Origin of the sequence: Aeromonas sp. FDAARGOS 1406 (genome assembly GCF_019048565.1) — a bacterium.
Taxonomy (GTDB): Bacteria; Pseudomonadota; Gammaproteobacteria; order Enterobacterales; family Aeromonadaceae; genus Aeromonas; species Aeromonas caviae.
The window spans coordinates 1,092,515-1,118,644 of sequence record NZ_CP077378.1; the positions used below are offsets into that span (position 1 = coordinate 1,092,515).

19 protein-coding genes are annotated in these 26,130 nt (G+C 59.7%); 7 read left to right on the plus strand and 12 right to left on the minus strand.

The genetic code is table 11. The features are described 5' to 3' along the window. Window positions 1-21 precede the first annotated feature (21 nt). Genes I6L36_RS04985 through flaB form a run of 6 tightly spaced genes read right to left on the minus strand, consistent with a single transcriptional unit; the run spans window position 22 to window position 5,657 of the window. Window positions 22-2,103, minus strand: a complete 2,082-nt coding sequence (locus tag I6L36_RS04985; RefSeq protein WP_053288549.1) for a 6-hydroxymethylpterin diphosphokinase MptE-like protein — start codon at window positions 2,101-2,103, stop codon at window positions 22-24. 6 nt (window positions 2,104-2,109) lie between these two features. After that, window positions 2,110-2,403 (minus strand): hypothetical protein, encoded by a 294-nt coding sequence (locus I6L36_RS04990; RefSeq protein WP_042075798.1) that lies wholly within the window; start codon window positions 2,401-2,403, stop codon window positions 2,110-2,112. Further along, entirely contained in the window at window positions 2,403-2,825 is a 423-nt protein-coding gene (gene fliS, locus I6L36_RS04995) for a flagellar export chaperone FliS (protein ID WP_042075800.1), read from the minus strand. The genes I6L36_RS04990 and fliS overlap by 1 nt, the downstream gene beginning before the upstream one ends. A gap of 37 nt (window positions 2,826-2,862) precedes the next feature. Then, the gene (gene fliD, locus I6L36_RS05000; RefSeq protein WP_216987045.1) at window positions 2,863-4,254 is read right to left on the minus strand and encodes a flagellar filament capping protein FliD; all 1,392 of its coding nucleotides are present in this window, start codon (window positions 4,252-4,254) and stop codon (window positions 2,863-2,865) included. Between the two features lie 30 nt (window positions 4,255-4,284). Further along, entirely contained in the window at window positions 4,285-4,710 is a 426-nt protein-coding gene (locus I6L36_RS05005) for a flagellar protein FlaG (RefSeq protein ID WP_042863621.1), read from the minus strand. Window positions 4,711-4,751: 41 nt separating this feature from the next. Continuing rightward, the gene (gene flaB / locus I6L36_RS05010) at window positions 4,752-5,657 is read right to left on the minus strand and encodes a flagellin B (RefSeq protein WP_053288550.1); all 906 of its coding nucleotides are present in this window, start codon (window positions 5,655-5,657) and stop codon (window positions 4,752-4,754) included. A 146-nt stretch (window positions 5,658-5,803) separates the two neighbouring features. On the opposite strand from flaB, the gene I6L36_RS05015 reads away from it, so the two are divergent. After that, complete coding sequence (locus I6L36_RS05015) at window positions 5,804-6,010, plus strand: hypothetical protein (RefSeq protein WP_162540493.1); 207 nt, start codon at window positions 5,804-5,806, stop codon at window positions 6,008-6,010. A gap of 231 nt (window positions 6,011-6,241) precedes the next feature. On the opposite strand, the gene flaA is transcribed toward I6L36_RS05015, so the two are convergent. Next, complete coding sequence (flaA, locus tag I6L36_RS05020; protein ID WP_053288551.1) at window positions 6,242-7,153, minus strand: flagellin A; 912 nt, start codon at window positions 7,151-7,153, stop codon at window positions 6,242-6,244. Between the two features lie 381 nt (window positions 7,154-7,534). Here flaA and I6L36_RS05025 point away from each other — a divergent pair, with 381 nt between their 5' ends. Beyond that, window positions 7,535-8,167, plus strand: a complete 633-nt coding sequence (locus tag I6L36_RS05025; RefSeq protein WP_039038658.1) for a trimeric intracellular cation channel family protein — start codon at window positions 7,535-7,537, stop codon at window positions 8,165-8,167. 101 nt (window positions 8,168-8,268) lie between these two features. Further along, entirely contained in the window at window positions 8,269-8,661 is a 393-nt protein-coding gene (locus I6L36_RS05030; protein ID WP_039038657.1) for a hypothetical protein, read from the plus strand. A 75-nt stretch (window positions 8,662-8,736) separates the two neighbouring features. Here I6L36_RS05030 and thiI read toward each other — a convergent pair whose 3' ends face one another. Beyond that, the gene (gene thiI / locus I6L36_RS05035) at window positions 8,737-10,185 is read right to left on the minus strand and encodes a tRNA uracil 4-sulfurtransferase ThiI (RefSeq protein WP_039038656.1); all 1,449 of its coding nucleotides are present in this window, start codon (window positions 10,183-10,185) and stop codon (window positions 8,737-8,739) included. A gap of 164 nt (window positions 10,186-10,349) precedes the next feature. Here thiI and I6L36_RS05040 point away from each other — a divergent pair, with 164 nt between their 5' ends. Then, on the plus strand, window positions 10,350-11,309 hold the full coding sequence (locus I6L36_RS05040) for a hypothetical protein (protein WP_010674284.1): 960 nt from the start codon (window positions 10,350-10,352) through the stop codon (window positions 11,307-11,309). Window positions 11,310-11,397: 88 nt separating this feature from the next. On the opposite strand, the gene pbpC is transcribed toward I6L36_RS05040, so the two are convergent. The 3 genes from pbpC to I6L36_RS22145 form a co-directional block, all read right to left on the minus strand. After that, window positions 11,398-13,806 (minus strand): penicillin-binding protein 1C, encoded by a 2,409-nt coding sequence (gene pbpC / locus I6L36_RS05045; RefSeq protein ID WP_053288553.1) that lies wholly within the window; start codon window positions 13,804-13,806, stop codon window positions 11,398-11,400. Beyond that, window positions 13,772-18,616: an alpha-2-macroglobulin gene (locus tag I6L36_RS05050; protein ID WP_109111780.1), complete on the minus strand. Its 4,845-nt coding sequence runs from the start codon at window positions 18,614-18,616 to the stop codon at window positions 13,772-13,774. The genes pbpC and I6L36_RS05050 overlap by 35 nt, the downstream gene beginning before the upstream one ends. A 329-nt stretch (window positions 18,617-18,945) precedes the next feature. After that, window positions 18,946-19,080 (minus strand): hypothetical protein, encoded by a 135-nt coding sequence (locus I6L36_RS22145; protein WP_010674281.1) that lies wholly within the window; start codon window positions 19,078-19,080, stop codon window positions 18,946-18,948. Window positions 19,081-19,167: 87 nt separating this feature from the next. Between I6L36_RS22145 and I6L36_RS05055 the strand changes: the two genes are divergently transcribed. Beyond that, window positions 19,168-20,205, plus strand: coding sequence for an AI-2E family transporter (locus I6L36_RS05055; protein WP_223937790.1), 1,038 nt, complete (start codon window positions 19,168-19,170; stop codon window positions 20,203-20,205). Window positions 20,206-20,372: 167 nt separating this feature from the next. Here the strand turns inward: I6L36_RS05055 and I6L36_RS05060 are convergent, their stop codons facing one another. Further along, a complete protein-coding gene (locus tag I6L36_RS05060) occupies window positions 20,373-22,061 on the minus strand; it encodes an FAD-dependent oxidoreductase (RefSeq protein WP_102948260.1) in 1,689 nt (562 codons plus the stop codon). Between the two features lie 134 nt (window positions 22,062-22,195). Here I6L36_RS05060 and I6L36_RS05065 point away from each other — a divergent pair, with 134 nt between their 5' ends. Next, a complete protein-coding gene (locus I6L36_RS05065; protein ID WP_102948259.1) occupies window positions 22,196-25,135 on the plus strand; it encodes a GGDEF and EAL domain-containing protein in 2,940 nt (979 codons plus the stop codon). A gap of 75 nt (window positions 25,136-25,210) precedes the next feature. Next, window positions 25,211-26,053: a pyruvate formate lyase 1-activating protein gene (gene pflA, locus I6L36_RS05070; RefSeq protein ID WP_010674272.1), complete on the plus strand. Its 843-nt coding sequence runs from the start codon at window positions 25,211-25,213 to the stop codon at window positions 26,051-26,053. Window positions 26,054-26,130: the final 77 nt, after the last annotated feature.

A 26,130-nucleotide genomic window follows, 5' to 3' on the forward strand; every position in this document is an offset into this window, starting at 1 on the left:
TTCAGGCCCTCTCCTGCATGCCTATTTGAATACGCTCAATCCCACAAAATAGGCAGTATCATGCCGCTCTAGGGCATCAGCATAGATGCTCTTCGCATCATCAAAGAACTGCTCCAGAATGCCGATGGCAACGCCCAGTTTTTCGGCAAGCCCAGCCCCATCACTATTCATCTCTGCAAGCATCAGGCTGATGATGTTGGCGTAGAAATAGTTAAGCGAGCCAATTAAGACCCGATACAAATGCCCCTCTTTGCTCATCAAAAGATAGAGCAAGTAATCGTGATGTCGTTGCATCATCAGTTGGATGGCATTATGTTCACGATCCACACTCTGCCAGTCATAGCGCAACTTCTCGATTATTTCATGGAACAACGGCACGTTGATGGCAGCCTGGAAATCAATGCTGGTCACATCAAATGGTTGGAAGCAATTAGTCATGAGCTCATCAACTACAGCGCGCTTGTCAATAGCAGACCATCTCGGCGTCAATGTTTCTACACGCAGAGGACAAGCCCCTTCGATATAAGCACCATCACTACTGTTGATGCAATGCACCTCAGGAGAAGTGGCTAACACCTGTTCCATATTATGGATCGCCAGCCCAAACAGATGGTTTATCCGAACTTCTCCGCCAAAATTGGCCGGAGCAGGAAAGGTATCCTTCAGGTTTTGTTGGTATTTTGCCTCTTGTTTATCATTGTAATAAAGGCTCAATTTGGAATGATGTTTATCCGCCGACTTATAGCCATTGTCAATACCAAACAGATATATTTCTTTGAACCCCAACAGCGCTGCATAATTTAGCCCTGTATTTCCCACAAAGGGGTTGGAGTATTGAATAGCCTCGAACTCAAATTCAGATCCAAAACGGGTGGACAATATTTTGTACATGGGTTCATTGGGTTTGAACGCGATCCCCGTTTTGCGGAAGAAGCCTTTGCACTCCGGATGGATGACATCCACACTCAGAAAGACGCAGTCTTTGATGAAGTCGTCTGCATTCAGAATACGCAGGAAATCTGCCGAACTCTTGGTTCGTTCTACGGCAACATAAATATCTGGCTTAATGTCGGCCTTGTGGAGCGCACTCACCGCCGTGCCACAGGCAATAATGATGGCCTGATGCTGATGTTGCCGGATGAAATCGATACTTTGATCCAGTGAAGGGCCATTGCCTACCACAAAAACAGGCAAGGTCGCAGCCAACCCGGTATCTCGCTCTCGTTTCAAGAACGGGGTACCGTCTTGAAGGTGTGTATGACTGTGGGCCAATGCATACACGTTGTCGTCGAAAAACCCCCAACCGGTTCTGAGCAGGTAAAATTCATTTTCGACCTGCTGGATAAGTGTATCCAACTTGGGGGAGTGGTAGTGACGGAAGGAAAAATATGCAGCAGACCAAAAAGCTCCTTTGCGATGCAAGGCCTCCATCATGTCCGCAGCCAGCAATTTCTCATCAACACCGATGAATAAATGCAAGGTCAGGAACTCTTGCTCCATATATGTCAGCAAGGCATGCCAATCAAAACAGAATAAGGATGCATAGAACAGATCAAGGTCTGGTTCAAAAGCAAATAAATTCCTTACCTTGCATCGCTCGTAAAGATAGCCCAGTTGATAACCCAGTCCTATGCCATACATCAATGATAAGGGGATATCCGTATGCAGTGCATCTTTGAGCAGTGGGCTGCCCTGGTTAGCTCTCTGCTTCAGCTTTGAAATTTCATTGTTGTACTTGATATGGATTTGATCGTCAAAATACCACTGTGAGGCGAAGTCGATACATTGCAAGGTACTCTGGTCGAGCACTTCAGTAATTTGGGCCAGTGCATCGGCGAAGGGATCTTCACCATAGAGAGCCATTTCCGTATCCAGCCACAGAATATTGGGAATGCCATTTTCATTGCAGAAGAAGCGAAATGGACGCGCCGATTGATAATCCACGAAAAAGTCATGAATATCTGGCATGTACTTCTTGAAAGCATCCATGTTCTCTTGAAAGCGTACTGGCAACATCTGGGCCATCGCCGCTTCTTGTTCATGTTGCTGACCCAGCCGAGAAAGCTCTGCCTCTACTTCGCCAATCTTCTGTGCGATATCCATCAATCGTTATCCTGCGTGTTTCTTATACAACTCGGTAGCTCGCCCAGCCTTCGACAGACTCAACAGCTCGGTTTCTGTTTGGCTTCTCTCTCTTTCCACCAAGGCCAACAACTCTTTGAACTGCAACAACACTTGCCGCTGCTCACTTTTAAGATCCCGTGCTCCCACCCCGCCAATATGCTCATCCAATCCAGCCAAATATGTATCCATCAAAGCTTCAATCTCGCTGAGAGGACTCATCGTCAGAATGCTGCGGATCCTTTCACCCAGGGCATGGAGCTCCGCTAGGTCAATAGACATCACTCGACCTTCTCCGATTGCTGGCGGGCAAGTGCTTGCGCTCGCTCTTCTACCGGAATGGCATCCCAGCCGCTCTTGATGGTCAACATCAGCTGACCGACTTCATCCAAAGGAGCAGGATCCATATTACGGCTGGCATCCAGCAAACGCTGCTTCATGTAGTCATAGAGGGCAAACAGATCTTCCGGCACCTTGCCATATGAGAGATCCAACGCATCCTGCAAGCCATTGATGAGCGCCATGCACTTTGAAATAGCGACGGACTTGCCTTCGAAATCTTTGCGTTCGATCGCCCCTTTTGACTGGGCAAGACGTTCGACACAACCTTGCATCATCAATTGGATAACACGGTAAGGATCCGCTACCGCCATCTCGGCCTGCAAATTTTGAGTGGTATAGGCTTTTATATTTTTGCGATACATGACAACTCCCCTCATGCGGGATTGTGATGGAGATTAATCAGGAAGATGAAGAGCCAGAGGTATTAATAAGACTCAAGTAAGACGCTGATTGATTCATCTTGGCCAGCAGGGTGTCCAGGCCACCATAGCGCGCACGTAAACTGGCTTCATATTTCACCAGTTGAGCAGAAGCATCCGCTTCTTTTTGGGCCAGGGTACGTAGATCTGCATTAAGCGAGTCTTCTCGCTGAGCCAGTAAACCGCCAGTTTTGGAGTAATCTTCCAGTGCTGTGGCCATTTTACCCGCAACCCCATTCTCACCACCAAAGATGGCGACAACCTGCTCAAAGTTTTTGTCCAGCGCCTCATCAAACTTCTCACTATCAAGGGAGAGAACTCCCTTGTTGTCCATCTTCACACCCAGCTGGAAAATAGTGGAGAAGGTACTCGAATTATCAGAAGGAGAGATGATGGTATTACTCATCAGGTTGGTCACACTGCGAGTAACCGAGTCACCAGCGAGAGCCCCTCCATCATCCTTGCTCTGACCAGCCACCATGGTATTGCGCTTGCCCAAGGCTTCTGTCTTGCTCACCAGGCTGTTATAGCCATCGATAAAGCTCTTGACCATGGCCTTGATGCCATCTTTATCGGTCGATATATCTACCTTGTTGGATTTCTTGGTGCCATCAGTCTCTTTATCTGACTCACACAGCACTGTGACTTTCAAGCCCATGATGGTGCCATCGAAGGTATTGGTATCACTGGTCAACGTGCTGCCATCGACACTGATCTCGGCACTGCTTGCGGGCTGGGTTTGAGTCAAGGAGGAGGCAAAGTTGCTCAGGCCGGTCGTGTTGCCACTGATCTGCAGATCCTTGCCAGTGCCGCTCACACCAGAATCCATCACCAGCTTGGCCTTGCCATCCGAGGTGTTGATGATGTTGGCTGTCAGACCGAAGTTATCACCATGGTTATTGATCTTCTTGCGTACGCTCTGCAGCGAATCACCGGCTTTGACATCCACGGAGAACGTCTTGTCCCCGGCTTTGAAGGTCAGGGTGCCATCTTCGGTGATCAGGGGATCGGTGGAGCTGTCAAAGGTCCCTTCAAACTTGCTGGTCGTTGCCAGTTTATTGACGGTGATATTGTACTGACCATTGGAGGAGCCAGCCTTGCTCTCCACCTTGAGGACAGGGTTGTCCTTGTCCTGAGTGATGTTGACGGCACGCTTGTTGAACGCATCCGTCTTAGCCATCTCTTTGAGGGAAGTGACATAAGAAGCAATGGCTGATTTTAGCTGACCCACTCCAGACAGAGTGATCTGGGCGTTTGTCTTCTTGGTAATGATCGGTTGCTGGATCTGTGCCTTTCTGGCGTCCAGACTGGCGGAAATTACACTCTCCAGATTGATACCAGACCCGGCACCTGCCGACGTTATCGTTGCCATTGTCTTGCCTCCTCATTCACGATGACCGGTTCATATCTCGCTGTCGAACAACAAACCTATCCTGGGATTGGCTCCGGCCTCTCCTTGGCGTAAAGCCTGGATCCGCTTGTTGATAGCAATCAATTCTTCACTAGGGATCTGACGGATCATTGATTTCGTCTCAGCATCCATGACTTTGATCACTACCTGCTCAAGCTCTTTCTCCACGCTGAAATTGACCGTCCATCCCTGTAATTGACCGAACTCTTGCAAGTTCTGTACCTGTTTCTCAATATCTGCTTGGCTCTGTTGCATCGAAGGCGTCAACTGCTTTGCCCCTTGTTTGCCTTGCTGATGTGCAGCGCCGGCATCTTCCACCCCGCCAGAAAGCAATTGAGCGGCCACTTGGCCGCTCTTGTCACTTAGCTGTACGGAAGAGCCACTGGCAGATGACAAGTTGCCCAGTTCTGTTGTCATCTTCTCTCTCCCATTTCAATTAGCCTGTCAGGCTGACGACCTTAGCCGAGCAGAGACAGGGCTGATTGTGGACGCTGGTTGGCCTGGGCCAGGATGCTGGAGGCAGCCTGTTGCAGGATGTTCTGCTTGGTCAGGTTGGCGGTTTCTGTCGCGAAGTCCGCATCACGGATACGCGAACGTGCTGCACTCAGGTTCTCGGACACGTTGGACTGGTTGCGAATGGTCGAGTCAAACCGGTTCTGCACTGCACCCAGCTCTGCCCGTTTGCTATCCACGGCCTTTATCATGAAATCAAGGTTGGCCATGGCTGTCTGGGCATCTTTAGCGGTTTTGATACTGCTGACACTAGTTGTAGTAACCGCTGAAGTTATTTTGTCAATCGTATAAGGTTCACCTGTGGTGGTGGTAGTTACTGTTGCACTTCCTTTTGTCGCAGATGCAATACCCTTGATCGTGAAAGCAGATGTCATCTTGAAGGTAATTGTTTGCCCTGCATCTGCACCGACTTGGAAGGAGCCCTTATAAGTACCATCAAGCAGCTTTTGACCACCAAAAGTGGTATCGCCAGAGATACGATTTATCTCTGTCGTCAGTTGGTCATATTCCTGCTGCAAAGCAACACGATCATCCGAGTTGTTGGAACCGTTCGCTGATTGCTGAGCCAAAGTGCGCATCCGTTGCAACATGGAGGTCACTTCATCCATCGCACCTTCTGCAGTTTGTGCCACAGAAATACCATCGTTAGCGTTACGGTTGCCTTGATCTAAACCGTTAACCTGTGAAGTCAAACGGTTGGAGATCTGCAAGCCGGCAGCATCGTCTTTGGCAGTGTTGATACGAAGGCCGGATGCCAACCTGGTATAGGAGGTATCCAGCGACTTGTTGGTATTCATCAAGTTACGCTGGGCGTTCAGTGATGAAACGTTGGTGTTAATGTACATAGCCATAAAAAATTCTCCCGAAGAACATGCAACTGCAGGTTGCGTCGTCCAAACAAAACGACGGCCCACCGTTTGAAGAGCAGGTTGAACATGCCCGTCTCTTCAGGCGGGTGTCTGTTTGAACGAACAGGTCACCCGCAATAGTGCAAACGTTGGATTCCGAACACCCCTCGATTGCTTCACTTTATTTAACGGCAGCACAGAGGCAAGCTTTAGGAAAATTGTTGCCTAAAGCGGCAAGTTTTCTCCGGGAAGCGGCAACAGGATATGAATTAAGCAGCATCACCATGCAAATCACCGCTGATGATGACCCAGTTTACAGGAAGAAGGGTGTTGGCACGGTTCATGCTTATTGCTGATAGAGTGACGTCAATTTGGCGGCACAATAAAAAGAGGCCGGTAAACCGGCCTAAAGATGAGCATATGCTCAGGAGAATATGACCAAGCGTGACAGAACTGAACAACTGGACAACACTTGGCACTACTAGTAGAGATTTATATCTCTGCCGATAGAACAGAGTGCGACCCGAACACCCCTTTGTTCCATCTCTTGATCAGGGCGGCCTGAACAACCGCCCTGTTTTCTTTTGTTAGCCTTGCAGCAGCGACAGTGCAGACTGCGGACGCTGATTTGCCTGAGACAGAATGGTCGAGGCTGCTTGCTGCAGAATGTTCTGCTTGGTCAGGTTGGCTGTTTCAGTTGCAAAGTCAGCATCACGGATACGTGAGCGGGCAGCACTGACATTTTCAGATACGTTAGCTTGGTTACGAATGGTAGAATCAAAACGGTTCTGAACAGCACCTAGCTCAGCACGTTTACTATCAACAACTTTAATCATGTAATCCAAGTTTGCCATAGCTGTTTGAGCATCTTTGGCTGTAGTAATAGTGCTGATGCTTGTAGTGGTGACATTACCTGTGTTGCTTTTAGTCACAGTGTAAGGCTCACCTGTTGTAGTTGTCGCGACTGTAGCATTCCCCTTCGTAGCCGAAGCCATCCCTTTGATAGTAAAAGCCGATGTCATTTTAAACGTAATTGTTTGTCCTGCATCTGCCCCCACCTGGAAAGAACCTACGTAACCACCATTGAGCAAGGTTTGCCCACCAAACGTTGTATTTTTAGCAACACGGTCAATTTCAGTCATCAGTTGAGTGTACTCTTGCTGCAACGCGGTACGGTCATCTGAGTTGTTGGAGCCGTTGGCTGATTGCTGAGCCAGAGTACGCATACGCTGCAGCATGGAGGTGACTTCATCCATCGCACCTTCAGCAGTCTGAGCTACAGAGATACCATCGTTGGCGTTACGGTTACCCTGATCCAACCCGTTGATTTGAGAAGTCAAACGGTTGGAGATTTGCAGACCCGCGGCATCATCTTTGGCGCTGTTGATGCGCAGGCCAGAGGCCAGACGGGTGTAGGAGGTATCCAGGGATTTGGTGCTGTTCATCATGTTACGCTGAGCGTTGAGCGATGAAACGTTGGTATTGATATACAGACTCATGATTTTTCTCCTAAGCTATTAAAATTTAACTTTAATTCACTCAGGCTTTATTGTGTTTTGTGCCTGATATGTTTAGTTAACGGCGCCTTTTCACAAGACTTTAATTTCTTTTTTCTGCCTTTCTGGCAGTAATCGCCGCCTAACCTATATATCGGCCTCTATTCCTCACCCTTGAGAAAAAAATCGGGATTTTTTGTCACCTGACAGCCCACCCCCCGGCCATTGTGGCCACAGCCCGCATCAGACAAGGCGGGAGCGTGATCTTCACCCAGCCTTCAGAAACCGGCGCTGGCTCCCACTTTTGCACGCCAGCATTGCTCATCCCCACACCTTGCCCCTAAAATCGCCGCCCCATCATCTATTGGACGTGAGTTGTTCTCCATGCAGACACTGGTTGAGCAGATTGTTTACATCAGCGACATGTTTGGTACTGCGGTATTCGCGTTTTCGGGCGTACTGGTGGCCGGCCGTCTCAGGATGGATGGTTTCGGTGTCATGGTGCTGGCGGCGGTCACCGCCATCGGGGGTGGCACCATCCGCGACATGATCCTGGGGGCAACCCCCGTCTTCTGGGTGCGCGACCCCCTCTATATCTGGGTGGTCATTGCCACGGCGCTCATCGGCATGTGGATGGTCAAACTGCCCCGTCGCATGCCCTGGTATGTGCTGCCGGTGGCAGACGCCTTCGGGTTGGCGCTCTTTACCGTGATCGGTGCCCAGAAGGCCCTCAATTTCGGTACACCCGGGCTCATTGCGGTGATCATGGGCACCATGACGGGGGTTGCGGGCGGCATGATCCGTGACGTGCTGGCCCGGGAGGTGCCCATGGTGCTGCAAAAGGAGATCTACGCCACCGCCTGCATTCTGGGCGGCATCCTCTATACCCTGTCGCTGGAGGTCGGGGTAGACAGGGTCAGCGCCATGCTCATCAGCATGCTCGGGGTGTTTGGTCTGCGGGTGGCGGCCATCTACTGGCACCTCTCCCTGCCCACCTTCTCGCTGCAGCGCAACTGAGAAGCCTCAGAGTGGGCGAGATCCCATCCCGGCAGGGACAAGATTGAACCAAGCCGGCTTTTCTGTTGTCATACAGGGGTCGTTTCAAGCCGGAAAACCTCATGCAAAAACTTGGGCTCATTACCACGCTTGTTCTGATGATGGTGGCAGCGGCTCATGCGGGGGCACAGGCCCTGTTCGGGCGTCTGGCATCCACCCCGGTGCAGCAGTTCAACCAGCAGATCCGTCAGGCGAGCAGCAGTCAGCAAGGCTGGGTCAACGACTATCGCGAAGTGGCTCGCCGCTTCGTCGGCCATAAAGATGTACCCACCCGTATCCATGCTCAACAGCTGGACAACGATCTGGTGCTCTCGGTGGCCCTTGATGGCCAGCGTAGCGACATGCTCTACATCCTGACCCTGTTTCGCAGCAACAACCTGTGGCAGATGCGTCAGGCCGAGATGGGCTGGCGCTGTCAGGGTCAGGAAACCTTCACCCCGGTCCCCTGCCCCTGAGCATCTACCTTCATCCGAGTGAAATAAAAAATCCGGCGCCTTGGCCGGATTTTTTATACGCGTCTTGCCGTCACATCACGGACGGTAGACCTTGACGTTGGCAAAGCCCTTCTCTTTCAGGTAAAGCGCCTGCAGCTTGCTCATCACGCCGCGATCGCAATAGAGCAGGTAGGTCTTCTCTTTCGGCAGATCACCAAAGGCGGTGGCCAGCTTGAAGAAGGGGATATGCATGATCTCGCGCCCTTCCACCACCAGCGGCTTGTCGTCATGCTCCTCCATGGAGCGAATGTCCAGGATCACCTCGTCGTCACCGCTCTCGGCGGTGGTCTCCACCTCCTGCACCTCGGCGGCGGTCTCTTCACCGATGCGACGAATGTCGAGGTAACGGGCCTCGGCCACCACCTTGTCCAGAATGGCAAAGTCGAAGTTCTCCTCTTCCGCCTCGATGCGGGAGAGCTCGGCCTTCACGGTCGGCTTCTTGGAAATCACGCCGCAATACTCCGGCATGGTCTCCGCGAACTCCAGGGTGCCGATGCGGCGGGCTTCGCTGATGATGTCCGGCTTGTCCCAGGTGATGAGCGGGCGCAGGATCACCTTGTCGGTCACCCGGTCGATGACGTTCAGATTGGTGAGGGTCTGGCTGGAAACCTGGCCAACGCACTCGCCGGTCACCAGGGCCGGGATCTGGAACTCGTCGGCCACCTTGGCAGCGGCACGCATCATCATCCGCTTGAGCACCACCCCCATCTGGCCGTTGTCGATCTTCTCGAGGATCTCGGCCACCACCGGCTCGAAGTCCACCGCGGTGAAGCGCACCCGGTGGGAGGAGCCGAAACGGTTCCACAGGTGATAGGCCACCTGCTTGACGCCAATCTCGTGAGCCGCCCCACCCAGATTGAAGAAGCAGTAGTGCACCCGGCAGCCGCGCTTGATGAACTGGAAGGAGGCGACACCCGAGTCAAACCCGCCGGAGAGCAAGCTCAGCACATCTTCCTGGGTGGCGATGGGCATGCCGCTCAGCCCCTGGTGGATGGCGCTGACGATGAAAAGCTCCTCGCCATCGATCTCGAGGTTGATCTTCACATCCGGGTTCTTGAGGCGCACACCGTTGCTCACGCAGTGCTGGTTCAGACCGCCGCCCACGTAGCGTTCAATCTCCAGAGAGGAGAATTCGTGCTTGCCGTGGCGCTTGGCACGCACGCAGAAGGTCTTGCCCTCGAGCTGATCACCCCAGACAGCTTTCACCTGCTCGAAGATGTCGTGGAGATCGGTAAACTTGCTGGCCTGCACCTCGAGGAAGGCCTGAATGCCGGGGATGCAGGCCAGGGCTTCGATGGCCTGCTCGCGGAACTGGTCATTGCGGGAGCTCACGATCAGCTTGTCCCAATCCATCCGCACCCGGGCATCGTCGTCAAAGCGGCGCAGGACATTGCGGATATTGCCCTGCAGGATCTTGATAAAGCGCTGGCGAACCGACTTGCTCTTGATGGTGATTTCAGGGAACAGCTTGATAATGAACTTCATGGTAATGACTCGGGTGGCCTTGATTTAAGGGCGCGAATTATATCAGAACTTTGTGACCAGCGCCTACTGCATGAGCGGCCGCTCACATTCCCCTACGCAAAGTTTGCCGCATCCGGGCAATCATGCGTATATTCCCACCCCTGCATCCTGGCAACACAGCATTCATGAAAACCCATATCTACTACCCCGGCATGGAGGTACGCGACGAGCTCTGGCTCAAGTTTGCCCTGCTCTATCTGGAGCGGCTCGCCTTCGTCTTCACCGTCAGTGAGAAGAGCGGTCTCACCGCCCTGCTGGAGACCCTGCGCCAGCAAACCGACCTGCTGGCCGAGCCGCCACAACCCGCCTTCTTCGCCCATATCACGCCCCAGGTCGAGAGCCAGATTGCCGGCCTGGTCGCCCCCGACTTCGTGCGTCACAAGGTGTTTGGCAACAGGGAGCTCATCGCCCGCTGGCGTTCAGCCCCCAACCACGACTGCTTCTGCCCGGCTCAGGCGGGACTGGAGCGACTGCACGGGTTTTGTCTGACCCACGGCTTTGCGACGCAGGATGAAGGGGGGATCAGAATGGCGCGCCGCTTTGCCAACCTGCTCTCCATGCGCCTCGCCCGTGAGTGGGCACTCGCCAATGACGGCGCCCTCATCACGGATCACGACTATCTGGATCGGCTGCTCCACCTGCTCGAATCCCGCTACCACAACCGGGGCGGTCAGGATTGCTTCCACCTCGAGATCCCGCTGCAAGTGCCCACTCACCTGGCCGACATCCCGTTTGCAGAGCTCATTGCCCTGCGGGGGCGAAGCGGCTTTCGTCAGCAGCTCGCCGAGTTCCATCAGGCCCTCGATGCCCTGCTCGCCATGCTGGGCAGCGGCTACGCCGAACCCGCCGTGTTGACCCGCTTCGAGCAGGCCCAGCAGGGGTTCACACCCTTGCTGGGACCCGAGACCGTCACCCTGCCGCTCACCACGCTCGTCAGTACTGGCTTACCGGCCATGGCGATGATCCACCACCTCAAGGAGAGTCACCCACAGAGCGACCTGGTATTTCATCCCATCAAGAAGAGCCACTTCCACCAGCGCAAGAGCCGGCATTTCTTCACCCGGCTGGGGCAGGTCAAGCCCTGACTCCCCGCCTCTGCCGGGGAATCGACAATCAACTGACGGCATCGGGACCATCCCCGATGCCGTCAATATTCTGGCGCTCACCACGCCCTCAGGAGGGGTTTTCCAGCCGAAACTCGATGCGATCGCTGTTTCCCGCCTCATCCACCACCACCAGCTGATAGCGGCCCGCCTTGCTCACTACTTGATCCCCGTCCCAGCGCAGCCGCTGCCCGTTGAGAAACCAGGCCGGCTTGCCGACACCGCCGAGCACCTTGGGCTGCAGCCGATAGCGCTGGCTGCGGATAAGGTTGCCCTCCCCCAGCGCCAGGATGCGGATGGGGGCCTGCTGCTCGGCGCTCTGTCCCTCCCCCGCGCAGCCCCTGGCAAGCAGCGCCTGACGCCGCTCGCCCGGTGAGCGCCATGGCTCCAGCGACAGCGGCCAGAGCGCTCTAAAAGCGGATTGTGCCGCATCGTGGCAGCGGGTCAGCGTCGGCTTGCCCGCGGCGGTCAGTGCAACCTGGCGCAGCGGCGAGGGCCAATCCATGGGATCCGGCAAGGTGGGAGGGTCGCGCCCTTCCAGCAGCCAGGCGCTCTGATGCTGCAAACAGGCCTCTGGCAGGGTCGCGCTCGTCTTGCGCCCCAGCGGCCAGCAAACTTCGGCCTCGCTCACCGTGTTGGGTTGTGCCGGCAGGGGGCTGTTGTCCGAGAGCCGCGAATAGACAGAGAGCAGCAGCGGCACTGCCGCGCTCTGTCCATAAAAGCCGGGCATGGGGGTGCCATCGGGGCGCCCCAGCCAGACGCCGATGGTCCAGCGACCGGAGACCCCCATGGCCCAGCTGTCGCGATAGCCATAGCTGGTGCCGGTCTTCCAGGCCAGTCGGTTGGCCCGGCCGGTCGCCTCGCTGGCAAAGGGTTGGTCCGCACGTCCCTGGGCGCTCAATATCTGCCAGATGATCCAGGCGGCCCCCGGGCTCAGCAAAGGGCGCGACACCGCCTGCTGCCCCGCCAGCCAGACCGGCATCGCCACCTGCCCCTGCCGGGTCAGTGCGCTGTAGAGCGCCACCAGCTGCTCAAGCCGAATGCCCGCCGCCCCGAGCGCAATGGCCGGGTTGGGTTTGTCTACGAGCGCCAGTCTCACCCCGGCGTTGTCGAGACGGCTGACCAGCTTGTCTGCCCCAAGCGCCTCCAGCACCTGCACCGCCGGCACGTTGAGGGATTGCTGCAGCGCCTGGGCCAGCGTCACCGGTCCCTGAAAGGCACCGGAGAAGTTGGCGGGTCTATAGTCCGAGCCCAGCCTCGGCGCATCGGAGAGCAGGGAGGCCGAGTGCACCAACCCCTCGTCCATGGCCAGACCGTAGATGAAGGGCTTGAGGGTGGAGCCGGGAGAGCGGATCGCCTGCACCATGTCGAGGTAACCGTGGCGACGCAGATTGCCATACTCGGCGCTGCCCACATAGGCGCGCACCGCCATGGTTCTGTTGTCTACCAGGAGCAACGCCGCTGAGGTCTGCTCGGGGAAGCGACGGATATAGCTCGCCACCCGCCCTTCCAACCAACGCTGCAGATCGCCGTCGATGGTGGTATGCACCAAGGCCCCGGCCTGATGGTCGGCGGCGAGGCGGGCAAACAGCGGCGCCTCCATCGGCGTGAAGTGACCGCGGGCCAGCACAGGCTCGATACGCCCCTCCAGCCACACCTGTTCGGGCCAAACGCCCTGTGCCACCAGCCGCTGCATCACCTTGTCACGGGCGGTGCGGGCCCGCTCGGGATGCCGGTCCGGCCGGTTCCGGCTGGGAGCCTGCGGCAGCACCGCCAAGAGCGCAGCCTCGGCATAGGTCAGCTTGGCTGCACTCTTGCCGAGATAGGCAAAACTTGCGGCCTGCACCCCCTCCAGATTGCCGCCAAACGGTGCCCGGTTGAGGTAGACGGTAAGCAAGGTGCGCTTGTCATAGTGCCACTCCAGCTGCAGCGCACGCGCCATCTGGCGCAGCTTGCCGGGCACGCTCCTGTGGTAGGGCTCGATAAGACGCGCCACCTGCATGGTGAGGGTCGAGCCGCCCGACACGGCCCGCCCATAGCGCAGCCACTGACCGATGCCGCGCACCATGGCCACCGGATTGACCCCGGGATGACGCCAGAAGTAGCGATCCTCGTAGCCGAGCAATGCCTCGATATAGCGGGGGGAGACCTGCTCCAGGGTCACGGGGTAACGCCACACGCCGCTGGTATCGGCAAAGGCGCGCAGCGGTCGCCCCTTCATGTCGAGCACCACCCGCGCGTAGGCTGGATCGAGTGGCGGCGGCGGAAATAGTCGATCCAGCGCCAGCAATGACAGGAGCAGTGCTACAACGCCCAGCACCGAGTAGCGCAGCCAGCGTGGCAGACGGCCAATCCGGTGGCGGCAAATGCGGCCACCGTGACACAGTCGCAGCCAGCCGCGCCGCCAGAAAGTGAGCGGGCGAACCCGCTCAAGGGAGGGTTTGTTACTCAGAGATACGCACCTCGTGGATATCCTCACCCACAGCCCGGATCTCGGGTCGGTACATATCCTCCACCTGGGTCGGCGGCACCAGATAGCGACCCGGCGTCACCGCCCGCATCAGGTAGACCAGTTGCTGGTTGCTCCCGGCACTCAGATCCAGCGCCGCCGTGTAGCGGTCATCGCGAAACTCCTGATGCTTGAGGTAGTCATTCCACTCGCTCTGCCACGCAGGTTTCCCCTCGATGGAGAGCTCTTCCAGCTTGATGCTGTTGCCAAGGGCCGGATTCTCCAGCTCGAAGCCGGCGGGCACCATCTCCACCAGCAGGGCATCGGGCACCGCCGATTCACTGCTGACGTTGAGTCGCACCACCACCAGATCGCCCACCTTCACCTTGGTCGGGTCAAAACGCTGACCGTCGCTGTTGAACCAGCTGCGGGTCACGCTCATTCCCTTGCTGATCCGTGCCGGCGCCTGCTCGGGGTAACCGACCAGGGTGCGCTGCACATAGAGGGATCCCTTGCCCTCATTGGTAACCACACTGGCCGCCAGTGCCTCGGGGGTGCCCTGCTGCAGCGGAGCCGAACCGCTCAGGGATCCACTGCCAAGAGAGGAGGTCACCCTGGCCTGCCAGTCGACGGCCGGATCGACGCGGGCGAGTCGCAGCAGAGCGAGCCGCTCCTGAGTGCTGAGCCACTGACGATGGGCCAGGGTATCGGCCACCTTGGCACTGAGGGCCGGCCAGCGCTCCGCAGCCAGCTTGTGCTGGCGCAACAACGAAAGCTCAAGGGCTTCATCGCGCAGCGGCGAGCCGTAATCCCCGAGATAATCGTCCCCGCGCTCGGTCGCCAGTGCCCGGCTGAGGGCCTTGGCGGCGTTCTGCTCATCCCCCATGGCCGAGAGGGCCAGGGAGAGGTGCAAGAGCGGCAAACCCGAGCGGGCGTGATCGGCCTGCTGCTCCCAGACAAGGCGCAGGGTAGCGAGCGGCGCCTTGCCCACCCGGGCCAGCACATAGGCACTGTAAGCCTGATAGGCAAGACGGCTGTGCTCGGGGGCACTGCTCCAGCGCTCGCCATACTGGCTGTCGGTAAGATAGCTTTGCAGCCGATTCAGCGCCTGATTGAGCATGGCCTCCGGCACGGCGTCGCCGGCCTCCTTGCGCGCCAGCAGGTAGTCGGCGGCATAGGCGGTGAGCCACTGCTCCTCGTCGGAGCGGCCATCCCACAGGCCAAAACCGCCGCTTGGCAGTTGCAACCGCTGCAGCCGCTGCAGCAGGGTGCGCTGCACGTCCGCCTCGCTCGCCGCTTTCTTGCCCTCGATGGGTTTGCTCCAGGCGATGCGCTCATCCGCCGTGGTCAACAAGTAAGGCCAGGCACGGGACAAGGTCTGCTCCAGACAGGCGTAGGGGTAGTCGGCCAGCGCCTGCCACTGGGCTGCCGGATCCCAGGGCGGGGTGCCGGAGAGACTGAGCAGCCCCTGCAGGTTGGCGCGATCCAGCCCGGCCAGCTCAGCTGGCGCAAAGCTCATCTGCTGGCTGGGAGCCAGCATCTGGTAGCGCTGGCGAGTCTCGGCCGGCCAGGGAGAGCGTAGCGGCAGAGTCCAGTCGCGGCTGATGACAAAATCCTTGCCGCTGGCCGCCAACTGTAGGCTTGCCACACCGCTTGCCCCAGTCACGGTGAGCGGCAGGGTCAGCCACTGCTCCTCGCCGTTTTTCAGGGCAAGGGTGGGGGGCAGCTCGCCGTTTGCTTTCAGCCCGCCGTTGAGGGTCCAGGCAAGGGAGAGGATCTGATCCTCGCCACTCATGTTGCGCAGCTGCACCAGCGCCCGGGTCTCATCCCCTCTGGCGCCAAAGCGCGGCCAGCCAATCTCGGCCACCAAGGGCGCCACCACCTTGACGGCACGCTCGGCCTCACCGACTTGCTGTTCGTTCCAGGCCAGCGCCATCAGCGCCAGCTCGCCATTGAAGTTGGGCAGTTCGAGCGGGATCACCGCCTTGCCCTGCTGGTCAAAACTCACCTCGCCACTCCAGAGCGCAGCGATCTCGACCCGGCTCTCCAGCGCGCCGCCCTTTTTCAGCGGCGCACGGTCGCCCCCATAGTTGAGGCGGGCCAGCTTGCCATCTTGCGGCGGGATCACTTGCCCGTAGTTGTCGAACAAATCTTGGGCGAAGCGCTTGCGGCCAAAGAAGATCTCGAACGGGTCGAGGGGCTGGTAGTCGCTGATGTTGAGCACGCCCCGATCCACCGCCGCCAGCACCACCCGCCCCTGACTGTTGGGGGTGGAGGTGGCGGTCACTGCCAGTCGGGTGAGCGGCACCGCTTTATCCGGCGCGCTCAGGGTAAGCGGCAGACGACGCGCTTCCCGATCCAGGGTGAGCGGCACCAGACCGACCGAACGCAGGCTCTGCCCCTGCTGCTTGCCGACCGGTTTGGAGGCACTGTCTGGCGCGGCGATCTGGGCCGAGATATGCAGATCATGGCGCTGCCACTCGGGGCTGACCGGGATCTCGAACTCGCCGCGGGCATCCTTGGCATCGTTGCCGGCCCCCTTGAGCTCGATGCGCTGCCACCAGCGCAGGCCGTCGCCATCTTCCACCAGCAGCAACCCCTTGCCGGGGCGCGGGGCCACCAGGGTCACTTTGGCCTTGTCACCCGCCTGATAGGCGCGCTTGTCGAGGGTGATGGCGATCTTGTCAGGCCGTGCCTGCTCGCCACCGCCGCCCCAGGCGTAACTGCCTATTTCCACCCGCAGGCTCGATTGATGGCCCTGACTGTTCTCCACCTCCAATCGATACCAGCCCGCCGCCAGTGGCAGCGTGAGCGGGGTCGGCCCCTTGCCATCCAGCTGCAGGGTCTGCTCCTGCTCCAGATAGGGCTGGCTGTTGAACTCATACTTCCACCCCTCCCCATCGGCGTAGTGCCAGTAGTAGTCGCGGTACTCGTTGATAAGGCGCACTTTCACCACCCCCGCCACCGGCTGGCCCTTGTCATCGAGGTTGAGGATCTGGAAGGGGAGCGGCTTGCCCCCTTCCACCCGATCCGCCACGAAGTCGGCCTTGAGCGCCGGCCACTGGCTGCCCGCGGGCCAGCCATACTGGATGCGGCTGCGATTGACGGCGCGGCCACCGGGCTCGGAGAGCGACACCCGATAAGCCACCTCCAGCGGCCCGAGCGCGCGCACATTATCGAGCTCATCAGCTAACGAAAAAGTCCCCTGCCCCTGCACATCCAGGGTGAGATTCAGCGGCTCGAGATCCCTGGTCTGCTCGGCGAGCAGCACGTCACCCAGAGTGAACTCCTGCCACTGGGTAAAGGGCATGGTGGCGCGGCTTAACTTCACCTCCGCCTTCGCCTTGGTGGCACTGGCTGGTGCGCCGTAGAGATAGTCCCCTTGCAGCGGCAGGGTGAGGGCGGCGTCCAGACTCGTCACTTCCCCATCCGGCCCCTTGCCAAGCTGCAGTTTCAGCCGCTCCGGCAGAAACTCCTCCACCAGGAAAGGCCACTCGAAACGGCTGCCGGCGGCAGTCTTGAGGTTGATGGTCCAGCGCCCCAGCGGCGCATCATCCGGCAGACGCAGGCCGTAGTGGGCCGCGCCAAGATTGTCCGGTAGCAGGCGCTTTTGTTCGAGCAGCTGGCCGTCCGGCTGTTTCACCTCCAGCTCCACCGCCATGCCAGGAAGCAGCTGGCCATCCTGCCCTTTTAGCAGGATCTCGCTGTCGAGCCGCTCGCCGGGGCGATAGAGATCGCGTCCGCTGAACAGATAGAGCTGCTGGGCCTGCCAGGGCTGGGTGCCGAGCTCGAAGGTGGAGAGATCGAGGGCCGCGCCATCGAGGCGCAGCACCGCCAGATGCTTGCCCTGCTCGGCCAGCAGCAGGCGAGCCCCCTGCACCTGATCGAAGCGGCGATGACCTTGGGGGTCGGTGGTTTGCACCTGCAGCCGGTTGCCCTTCTGGTCGAGCAGGGAGAGCTGCACATCCTTGAGGGGGTCGGCGCTGGCCAGGGAGCTGACGAACACCTCCAGCTCATCGCGGTAACGGCGGGCACTGAGCCCCATGTCGCTCACCGCAAAGTAGGTGGTCTCCTTGCGCCAGTCGTAGTTGCCAAGGGGGGACATTACCGCAAAGTAGACGCCAGCCTCCGCCAGCTGCGGCTCCTTCACATTGATAAGGCGGGTCTCGCGCCGGTTGGCATCGAGCTCCAACGCATAGCGGCCGCTGAATACCCGCTTCGCCCGCTTGGTGATCTGCTCAAGCTCCCAGTTGCCCATGCCGGCACCGGGGCGATACTCGGCCAGGAAACGGGGCAGGTATTCGGCATCGACCCGAAAGAAGTCGATATTGACCTCGTCCACATTGACCGCGCTGATGGGCAGGCGCAGCTCGTCGCGCAGCGGCAATACCATGCCGCTCGCGGTAAAGGAGGCCCCCGCCTCCAGCGGCCGGGTCTTGAGAGTCCAGCTCTGGGGGGATGGGCCCAGCCCCGCCTTGAGGCTCACCTCGTAGCTTTTGTCGGGCTGAACGTTCGGGAAATAGAGGGTGCGACCATCGTCGGCGAGGATCCACTCCCCCTGCACCTGCTTGCCCCCTTCACTCACAGAAAGCCAGCTCTGCCAGTTTGCCTTGGGCGCCAATGGGCCGGAGAAGACCAGCGCCAGCGCCGGGGCATCGCGATATTGGCGAGCATTGGCTTGCACGACTGAACTCGGCTCCCCTGCCTCCTGCCGGGCAGTGGAGCCGGTGGTCGGAACCTGGCTGACAGGCTTGTCGGGGCCGCAACCAGCCAGCAGCAGCGCCGCCAGCCAGGCCACACGGGGAAGACGAGTCACGGGGCTGGAGAGAGAGAGGTGCATGGTGTTCATCCAGGGTTGGATCGCCGCAGCGCAGGAGCCAATAGAATAAAGCGTCACTCCCGGGAACACCAACTGCCATATCGGGCGGCATCGGCCAACAGAGATGCCTACATCGCCTCGGACGGGAGCACGACGCCCCGTGAAGCGCGAGGTTTATTCGAGGCCCCGTATGCGATCTCCTGTTCCAGGAAAGGGGATTGTCGTGCTTTTCTGAACCCGGGCTAAACCGGGCACCACTGTTCACTTGTGCGCGATCGGGCCATTCATTATGCTCGGCCCGCTCAACGCAGGCCTTCCAATCAACGACATATCAAGCAGATAAATATTTCTTAAGCCTTGAACACCTGTGCCATACATAACGTGCAGGTGCGCTCGATGTATGCTTCAACCATTGAAAACAAACTTATTAATTGTCCATCGACCAGAATGCCGACCTTGAGTTCACACAGGGTCAGCGGGGTCATGCATCCATCCCTCTCTGGAGTCATATCAGCATGGAAAATAACGATCTGTCCCTCGTCGAAAAAAGATTGGTTGCCAGATTCCTGGACATGTTCATCAAATTTGGCCTTATTCTGGCGCTAGGCTCGTTCTGCTTCACCGTGTTCTCCCCTTTCATGAACATGATGCTGTGGGCCCTGATCCTGGCGGTCACCCTTTACCCCCTCCATCAGCGCTTTGCCGCCAGACTCGGGGGAAAACAGGGTCAGTCGTCCACCCTGCTGATCCTGCTGGGCATCCTGCTCATCGTGGCCCCCACCGCCGCCATGCTGGGCTCCCTGGGCGACAGCGTCAGCGCCTTGGTCGACAAGGTGGAGAACCACACCCTGGTGATCCCGCCCCCCTCCGCCGGGATTGCCGACATCCCCCTCGTTGGTGCCAAGATCCATGGCCTCTGGATGAAGGCATCGGTGGACTTGCCCGGCCTCCTCATCAGCTACAAGCCGCAGCTCGGCGACATGGCCAAGCAGACTGTCGCCATGCTCGCCAGCATGGGGGGAGGCCTGCTGGGCTTCGTCGCCTCCTTCATCGTGGCCGGCATCATCATGGCCTGGGGGGAGCCGGGCGCCATCAGCGCCGATCGCATCGCCATACGCATCACCGATGAGCGCAAGGGCCTCGCCCTGACCAAGCTGTGCACCAGCACCATCCGGGCCGTGGCCATGGGGGTTATCGGGGTCGCCTTCATCCAGGCCCTGCTGGCCGGCGTCATCATGTCCCTCGCCGGGATCCCGGCGGTCGGCATCTTCTTCGTCCTGGCGCTGATCCTGGGCATCGCCCAGATCCCCGTCATCCTGGTCACGGGACCGGCCATCGCCTTCATGTGGATGGCGGGGGATCACGGCACCCTGCTCAACGTCATCTACTCAGTGCTGCTGGTCGTGGCCGGCATGGCCGACAACGTGCTCAAGCCGCTGCTGCTGGGACGTGGTGTCGATGCACCCATGCCGGTAGTGCTGCTGGGGGCCCTGGGCGGCATGGCCACCAATGGCATCCTCGGCATGTTCATCGGTGCCACCCTGCTCTCCATCGGCTATCGCATCTTCATGGCATGGGTCGACGATGCACCGGCCAACGCGGCGCAGTAGCCTCCCCTCCTTCACCCCCTGTGGCGATGCGGCAACACCCTGTCCGCACGCCCCTCGGCGACGCGGCAGCCTGATCGGCATCGGCCCCTGATGAAGAAACGGGCCACTCACTGGTGTGGCCCGTTTGCATACAGAGTGATCAATCGGGCCATTTCAGCATGGAGGATCTACTCGGCGATCACCGTCTGCCAGGTCTTGAAGCCGCCGGAGAGGTTCTTCACCTTGAAGCCGTGCTGGCTCAGCAGGCGGCAGGCCACGTGACCCCGCAGTCCCACCTGGCAGCTGATGAGCAGCTCTTTATCCTTGGGCAACTCATCAAGGCGGCCACGCAGCTCGTCCAGAGGAATGTGCATCGCCCCCGGAATGCGTCCCAGCTTGTCGAGTTCGGGGCCGTTTCGCACATCCACCACCTGCTGATGGGGGTGGCGAGCCTGCACCTCGGCTGCGTGGCAGAGCAGGGTGTCCCCCTTCAGATGGTTGCTCGCCACGAACCCGGCCATGTTGAGCACATCCTTGGCCGAGCCAAAGGGCGGCGCATAGGTGAGCTCCAGATCCTGCAGATCAAACACGGTGAGGCCGGCGCGCTGGGCCACCGCCAGCACGTCGATGCGCTTGTCGATGCCATCCTTGCCGATGGCCTGGGCGCCGTAAATCTTGCCATCGGGGGCAAACAGCAGCTTGAGGCTGACCGGGTGGGCGCCGGGATAATAGCCGGCGTGGCTGCCCGGGTGGACATAGACCTTCTCGAACGGCAGCCCCAGCTGCACCAGCCGCTTCTCGTTCAGCCCCGTGCTCGCCACCGCCAGATCGAACAGCTTGCAGATGGCGGTCCCTTGCGTCTTCTTGTAGGTTTCGCTTCGCCCCAGCATGTTGTCGGCAGCGATGCGCCCCTGGCGGTTGGCGGGGCCCGCCAGCGGGATCAGCACGGACTCGCCGGTGACGAAGTCGGTCTCCTCCACCGCGTCCCCCACCGCGAAGATGCAGGGATCCGAGGTGCGCATGCCCGCATCCACCTTGATGCCGCCCCGCGGTCCCAGCACCAGCCCCGCCTTGGCGGCGAGCAGGGTCTCGGGCTTGACGCCGATGGCGAGGATCAGCAGGCCGGTGTCGAGATGAGAGCCGTCGCTCAGGGTCAGGCGCAGTCCACCCCGCTGGGCGGTCGCCACGGCGGCGGTCTTCTCGGCAGGCACCTCCAGGCTTTCGATGGCAGCAAGGCCGGTGCGCAGGCGAAGATCGACCCCCTCTTCGCGGATGCGGGCGTGGAGCAGGTTGGCCATCTCCTTGTCCACCGGCGCCATCACCTGATCGGAGAGCTCAAGCAGGGTGACATCCAGCTTGCGCTGGTGCAGCGCCTCCATCATCTCCAGCCCGATGAAACCGCCCCCCACCACGGTGACGTGGCGGGGCTTGTCGTGCGCCAGCGCCGCCAGGATGCGATCCATGTCGGGAATGCTCCGCAGGGTGTGTACCCCCGGGCTCTCGATGCCGGGGAAGGGAGGCCGGATGGGGGCTGCGCCCGGGCTCAGCAGCAGCACGTCGTAGGCTTCGCGCCGCTCTTCGCCGGTGAGCAGGTTGCGCACCAGCAGGCTCTTGCCGGCCCTGTCTATCTCGATGACGTCGTGAAACACCCGCACATCCACGTTGAACCGGCGCTTGAAGCTTTGCGGTGTCTGCAGCAGCAGGGCATCCCGATCCGGGATATCCCCCCCGATGTGATAAGGCAGACCGCAGTTGGCGAAGCTCACGAACTCGCCCCGCTCGAACATCACGATCTCCGCCTCTTCGCTCAAACGGCGGGCACGGGCGGCGGCGGACGCCCCCCCGGCCACACCACCCACAATCAAGATCCGTTTCATCTGCAAGACTCCACTCAACAGGAAATGACCAATAAATTAGACTTATCTAATTTAGAATTCAATGAAATTTTGTTTGCCACGGATTTGCAGTATTCTTGCCCTCCGACAATTGCTCAACAGGATAGTGTCAGTTCATGTCGTCTACCGCGCTCAGCCATCTTCCGACCGCCAGCCAGGCGCCCCTGTTTTTCCGCCTGGATACCCGTAGTCAACGGCTGGTCGCCCTGACCGATGTGATGCAGACGCCGCTCCACTGGCTCGACGAGCCCCGCAGTGCCTGGCCGGCCCAATTGCCGGACGCCCTGCGCCAGCCTATCGAGCAGCGGCTGGCCAGCGGCAAGGGGGGCAAGCTGGTGCTGCGCTTTGACGCCCTCCTCTGGCACATTTCCCTCTCCCACGAGCAGGACGCCTTCTGGCTCATCTGCCTGCAGACCCAGTCCCAGGAGAGCGCCGCCAGCCTGTCCCTGCAACTGCCGCGCCTGAGCCAGATGGCCAGCCAACAGCAGTATGACGCCATGCTGGAGAGCCTCAAGGAGTGCCTGGGGGCCGATCGCCTGATCCTCTGGCACTACCAGGCCCATGGCGCCCTTGGCGGCGAGCAGCTGACCCCGGTGTTCACCCTGGGGGTGGACGCGCTCGGTGCCATTCGCGGAGACAGCCGCTACATCCGGGCCCTGCGCGCCCGGGGCGCCCTGAGCTTCTCGGAGGCGGCCCACCAGCCCATGTTGAGCCAGCACTACTATCTGGCCGATGCCAATGTCTGCTCCCGCCTGGACGGCGCCTTGCTGGAGCAGGAGAAGCTCATCGGCGTGCTCAGCCTGGAGTATGCCGAGAGCACCCTCATCAGCGATGACACCCTGCAACTGGTACGTCATTGCGCCCGCTTGCTCGGCCACTGGCAGCCGGACCCCGTGGCGACCGACGCCCCGGACCTCGCGCCCCCACCCGGGCTTGCCAACCTGACCGGCAACGATTACTGCCGCGCCCTGCTGCGCTGGGCCATGGGCCTGAGCGGTGCCCACAGGGGCTGGATCGGCGAGTTTCAGCCTCGCGGTCAGGATCTCTGGCTCATTCCCCGCTGCGTGGTGGAGGGGGATGCCTTTGCCGTCGTCAAACCCATGCCCATGGACATCGGCCCGGGCCGGGAGATCTTCCAGCACGGGCAGAGCCTCTACGTGGAAGATCTGGCCCTGCGCTATCCCCAGTCCAGCCAGCTGCTGGCCCTCGACGCCAAGGCCTATGTCGGTATCCCCTTCCCGGGGCCAAACGGTCTCCCCCTGGGGCAGCTCACCCTGCTGCTCGCCACCCCTCTGGCCGATCCCGCGCCCCTGCTGGACGTCCTCTACGAACAGCGCGAGCGGGCCGCCAGCGAGTTGCAGCGCCTGGCCAATGACGATGCCCTGCGCCTGGCCGAAGTGGCCTTCAACACCCACGACGGCCTGCTGGTGATGGATCACGGGGGCATCATCCTCAAGGTCAATGCCTCCTTCAGCCGCATCACCGGCTTTGCCAGCGAGGAGATGCTGGGCCTGCACATCGACGCCCTGAGGCCCACCTACTATGGCGACACCCTCAAGGAGGAGGTGATCGCGGCGGTCAACCGGCAGGGATACTGGCTCGGGGAGGAACAATGCCTGCACAGGGAAGGACACCTCTTCCCGGTGCGGCTCATGGTGAGCGGGGTCAAGGACGAGGAGGAGGAGATCAGCCACTTCGTCTGCAGCTTCCACGACATCACCCAGGAGAAAGAGACCGCCCGCCACATCGAGCGCCTCGCCTACTACGACGACCTGTGCGATCTCTACAACAGGCGCAGCCTGACCGACATCATGCAGCGCACCCTGCAGGCCTCGAGTGGCCAGTGGGGGGCCCTGCTGCTGCTGGATCTGGACAACTTCAAATCCATCAACGACTCCCTCGGTCACGCCTGCGGCGATCTGCTGCTCCAGGCCGTGGTGGTGCGACTCAAGTCCCTGCCCCAGGAGAACCTGGTGCTCGCCCGCACCTCGGGTGACGAATTTGCCCTGCTCTTCACGGCGCTGGGCCAGGGCTATATCACCGCCAAGATCCTGGCGGAGCACTTTGCCCGGGAGCTGATGGGGATCTTCCGTGCCCCCTTCGACATCGGCGATCACAAGCTGCACTGCAGCGCCTCCGTGGGGATCAGCCTGTTCAGCGATGACGACAAGGATCACCTTGTCCTGATGCAGCAGGCCGATACCGCCGTCCACATGGCCAAGCGCGCGGGTCAGGGCAACCATATCTTCTTCAGTGAAGCCATGGCGGAAAAAGAGAAGAGCAAGCTTTCTCTCAACAACCAGCTGCGCGATGCCCTGCGCAACAACGAGCTGGTGCTGCACTACCAGCCCCAATACCGGGTCGACAACGGCACGCTCTCGGGCATAGAGGCGCTGCTGCGCTGGCAGAAGGCCGACGGCACCATGGTGCCCCCCGGGGAGTTCATCCCCATCGCCGAGGAGACCACCCTGATCCAGGAGATAGGCTACTGGGTGATGAAGACCGCCTGCACCCAGTACAGCTTCTGGCTCAACAACGGCCTCGCCATCCCCCATCTGTCGGTCAACGTCAGCGCCCGCCAGTTCCACACCGCCGGTTTCGTGCAGCAGGTGGAGTACATTCTGCGGGACACCGGGGTGCCCCCATCGCGCCTGCTGCTGGAGATCACCGAGTCCGTGGTGCTGGAAAACCGGCTGGAGAGTATCGCCAGGATCCGCCAGCTCAAGGCCCTCGGCCTGCTCATCTCCATCGACGACTTCGGCACGGGCTACTCCTCCCTGGCCTATCTGCGGGATCTGCCCGCCGACGAGGTGAAGCTCGACAGAAGCTTCATCCAGACCCTGGTCCACAGCGAACAGGACAAGGCCATCGTCAAGGCCATCCTGGATCTCGCCCGGGTGTTTCGTTTCACCGTCACCGCCGAAGGGGTGGAGGAAGAGGAGCAGCTCGCCGTGCTCAAGGCCCTGGGATGCCAGCATTATCAAGGCTTCCTCACCAGCCGGCCGCTCCCCGTCAAGGCACTGGAGAGCCTGCTGGGTGCCACCCCTGCGGGCTAAACTGGTAGGATTTATAGGGCTTTCTGTCATAAAATAACGACCGCTCGAACCTTGTCCGCACCATTGGAGTCGTCTATGTCAGTCATTAACCGGATCCCCGCCGTTGAATCCAAGGGACCTGCCACCCCCGGCACGCAGCGGATCCCGACCGTTGAAGCCAGCGACACCGGCACTACCGACATCATTGGCCGGATCCATTCCGTCGAGACCTGCGGGACCGTCGACGGCCCCGGCATCCGCTTCATCGTGTTCATGCAGGGCTGCCTGATGCGCTGCAAGTATTGTCACAACCGGGACACCTGGGACACCCAGGGCGGCCGCGAGGTCACCGTGCCCGAGCTGATGAAGGATCTCACCAGCTATCGCCACTTCATGAATGCCTCCGGCGGTGGCGTGACCGCCTCCGGCGGCGAGGCCATGCTGCAGCAGGAGTTCATCGCCGAACTGTTCACCGCCTGCAAGGCCCAGGGGATCCACACCTGCCTCGACACCAACGGTTTCGTGCGTCACTACGACGAGTTGCTCGACCGGGTGCTGGACAACACCGATCTGGTGCTGCTCGACATCAAGCAGATCAACGACGAGAAGCACATCCCCCTCACCCACGTCAGCAACAAATACACCCTGGAGTTCGCCCGCTACCTGGCCTCCCGCGGTCAGACCATGTGGATCCGCTACGTGGTGGTGCCCACTTGGTCCGACGATGACGAGAGCGCAGAAGGACTCGGCCAGTTCATCGCCGAGCTGGGGGAGTGCGTCGAGAAGGTGGAGCTGCTGCCCTACCACGAGCTTGGCAAGCACAAGTGGGACGTGCTGGGAGATACCTACGATCTGGTCGGCATCAAGCCCCCCAGCAAGGAGACCATGGACAGGGTCCAGGGCATCCTTGGCAAGTATCACCCCAACGTGAAGTATTGAGACAGGAGGCCGCCCGGCAGAGGGCGGCCTCTTTTCATTGCGCCGGCGTTCTTCGCCACGGCGCCATCACCGACAGC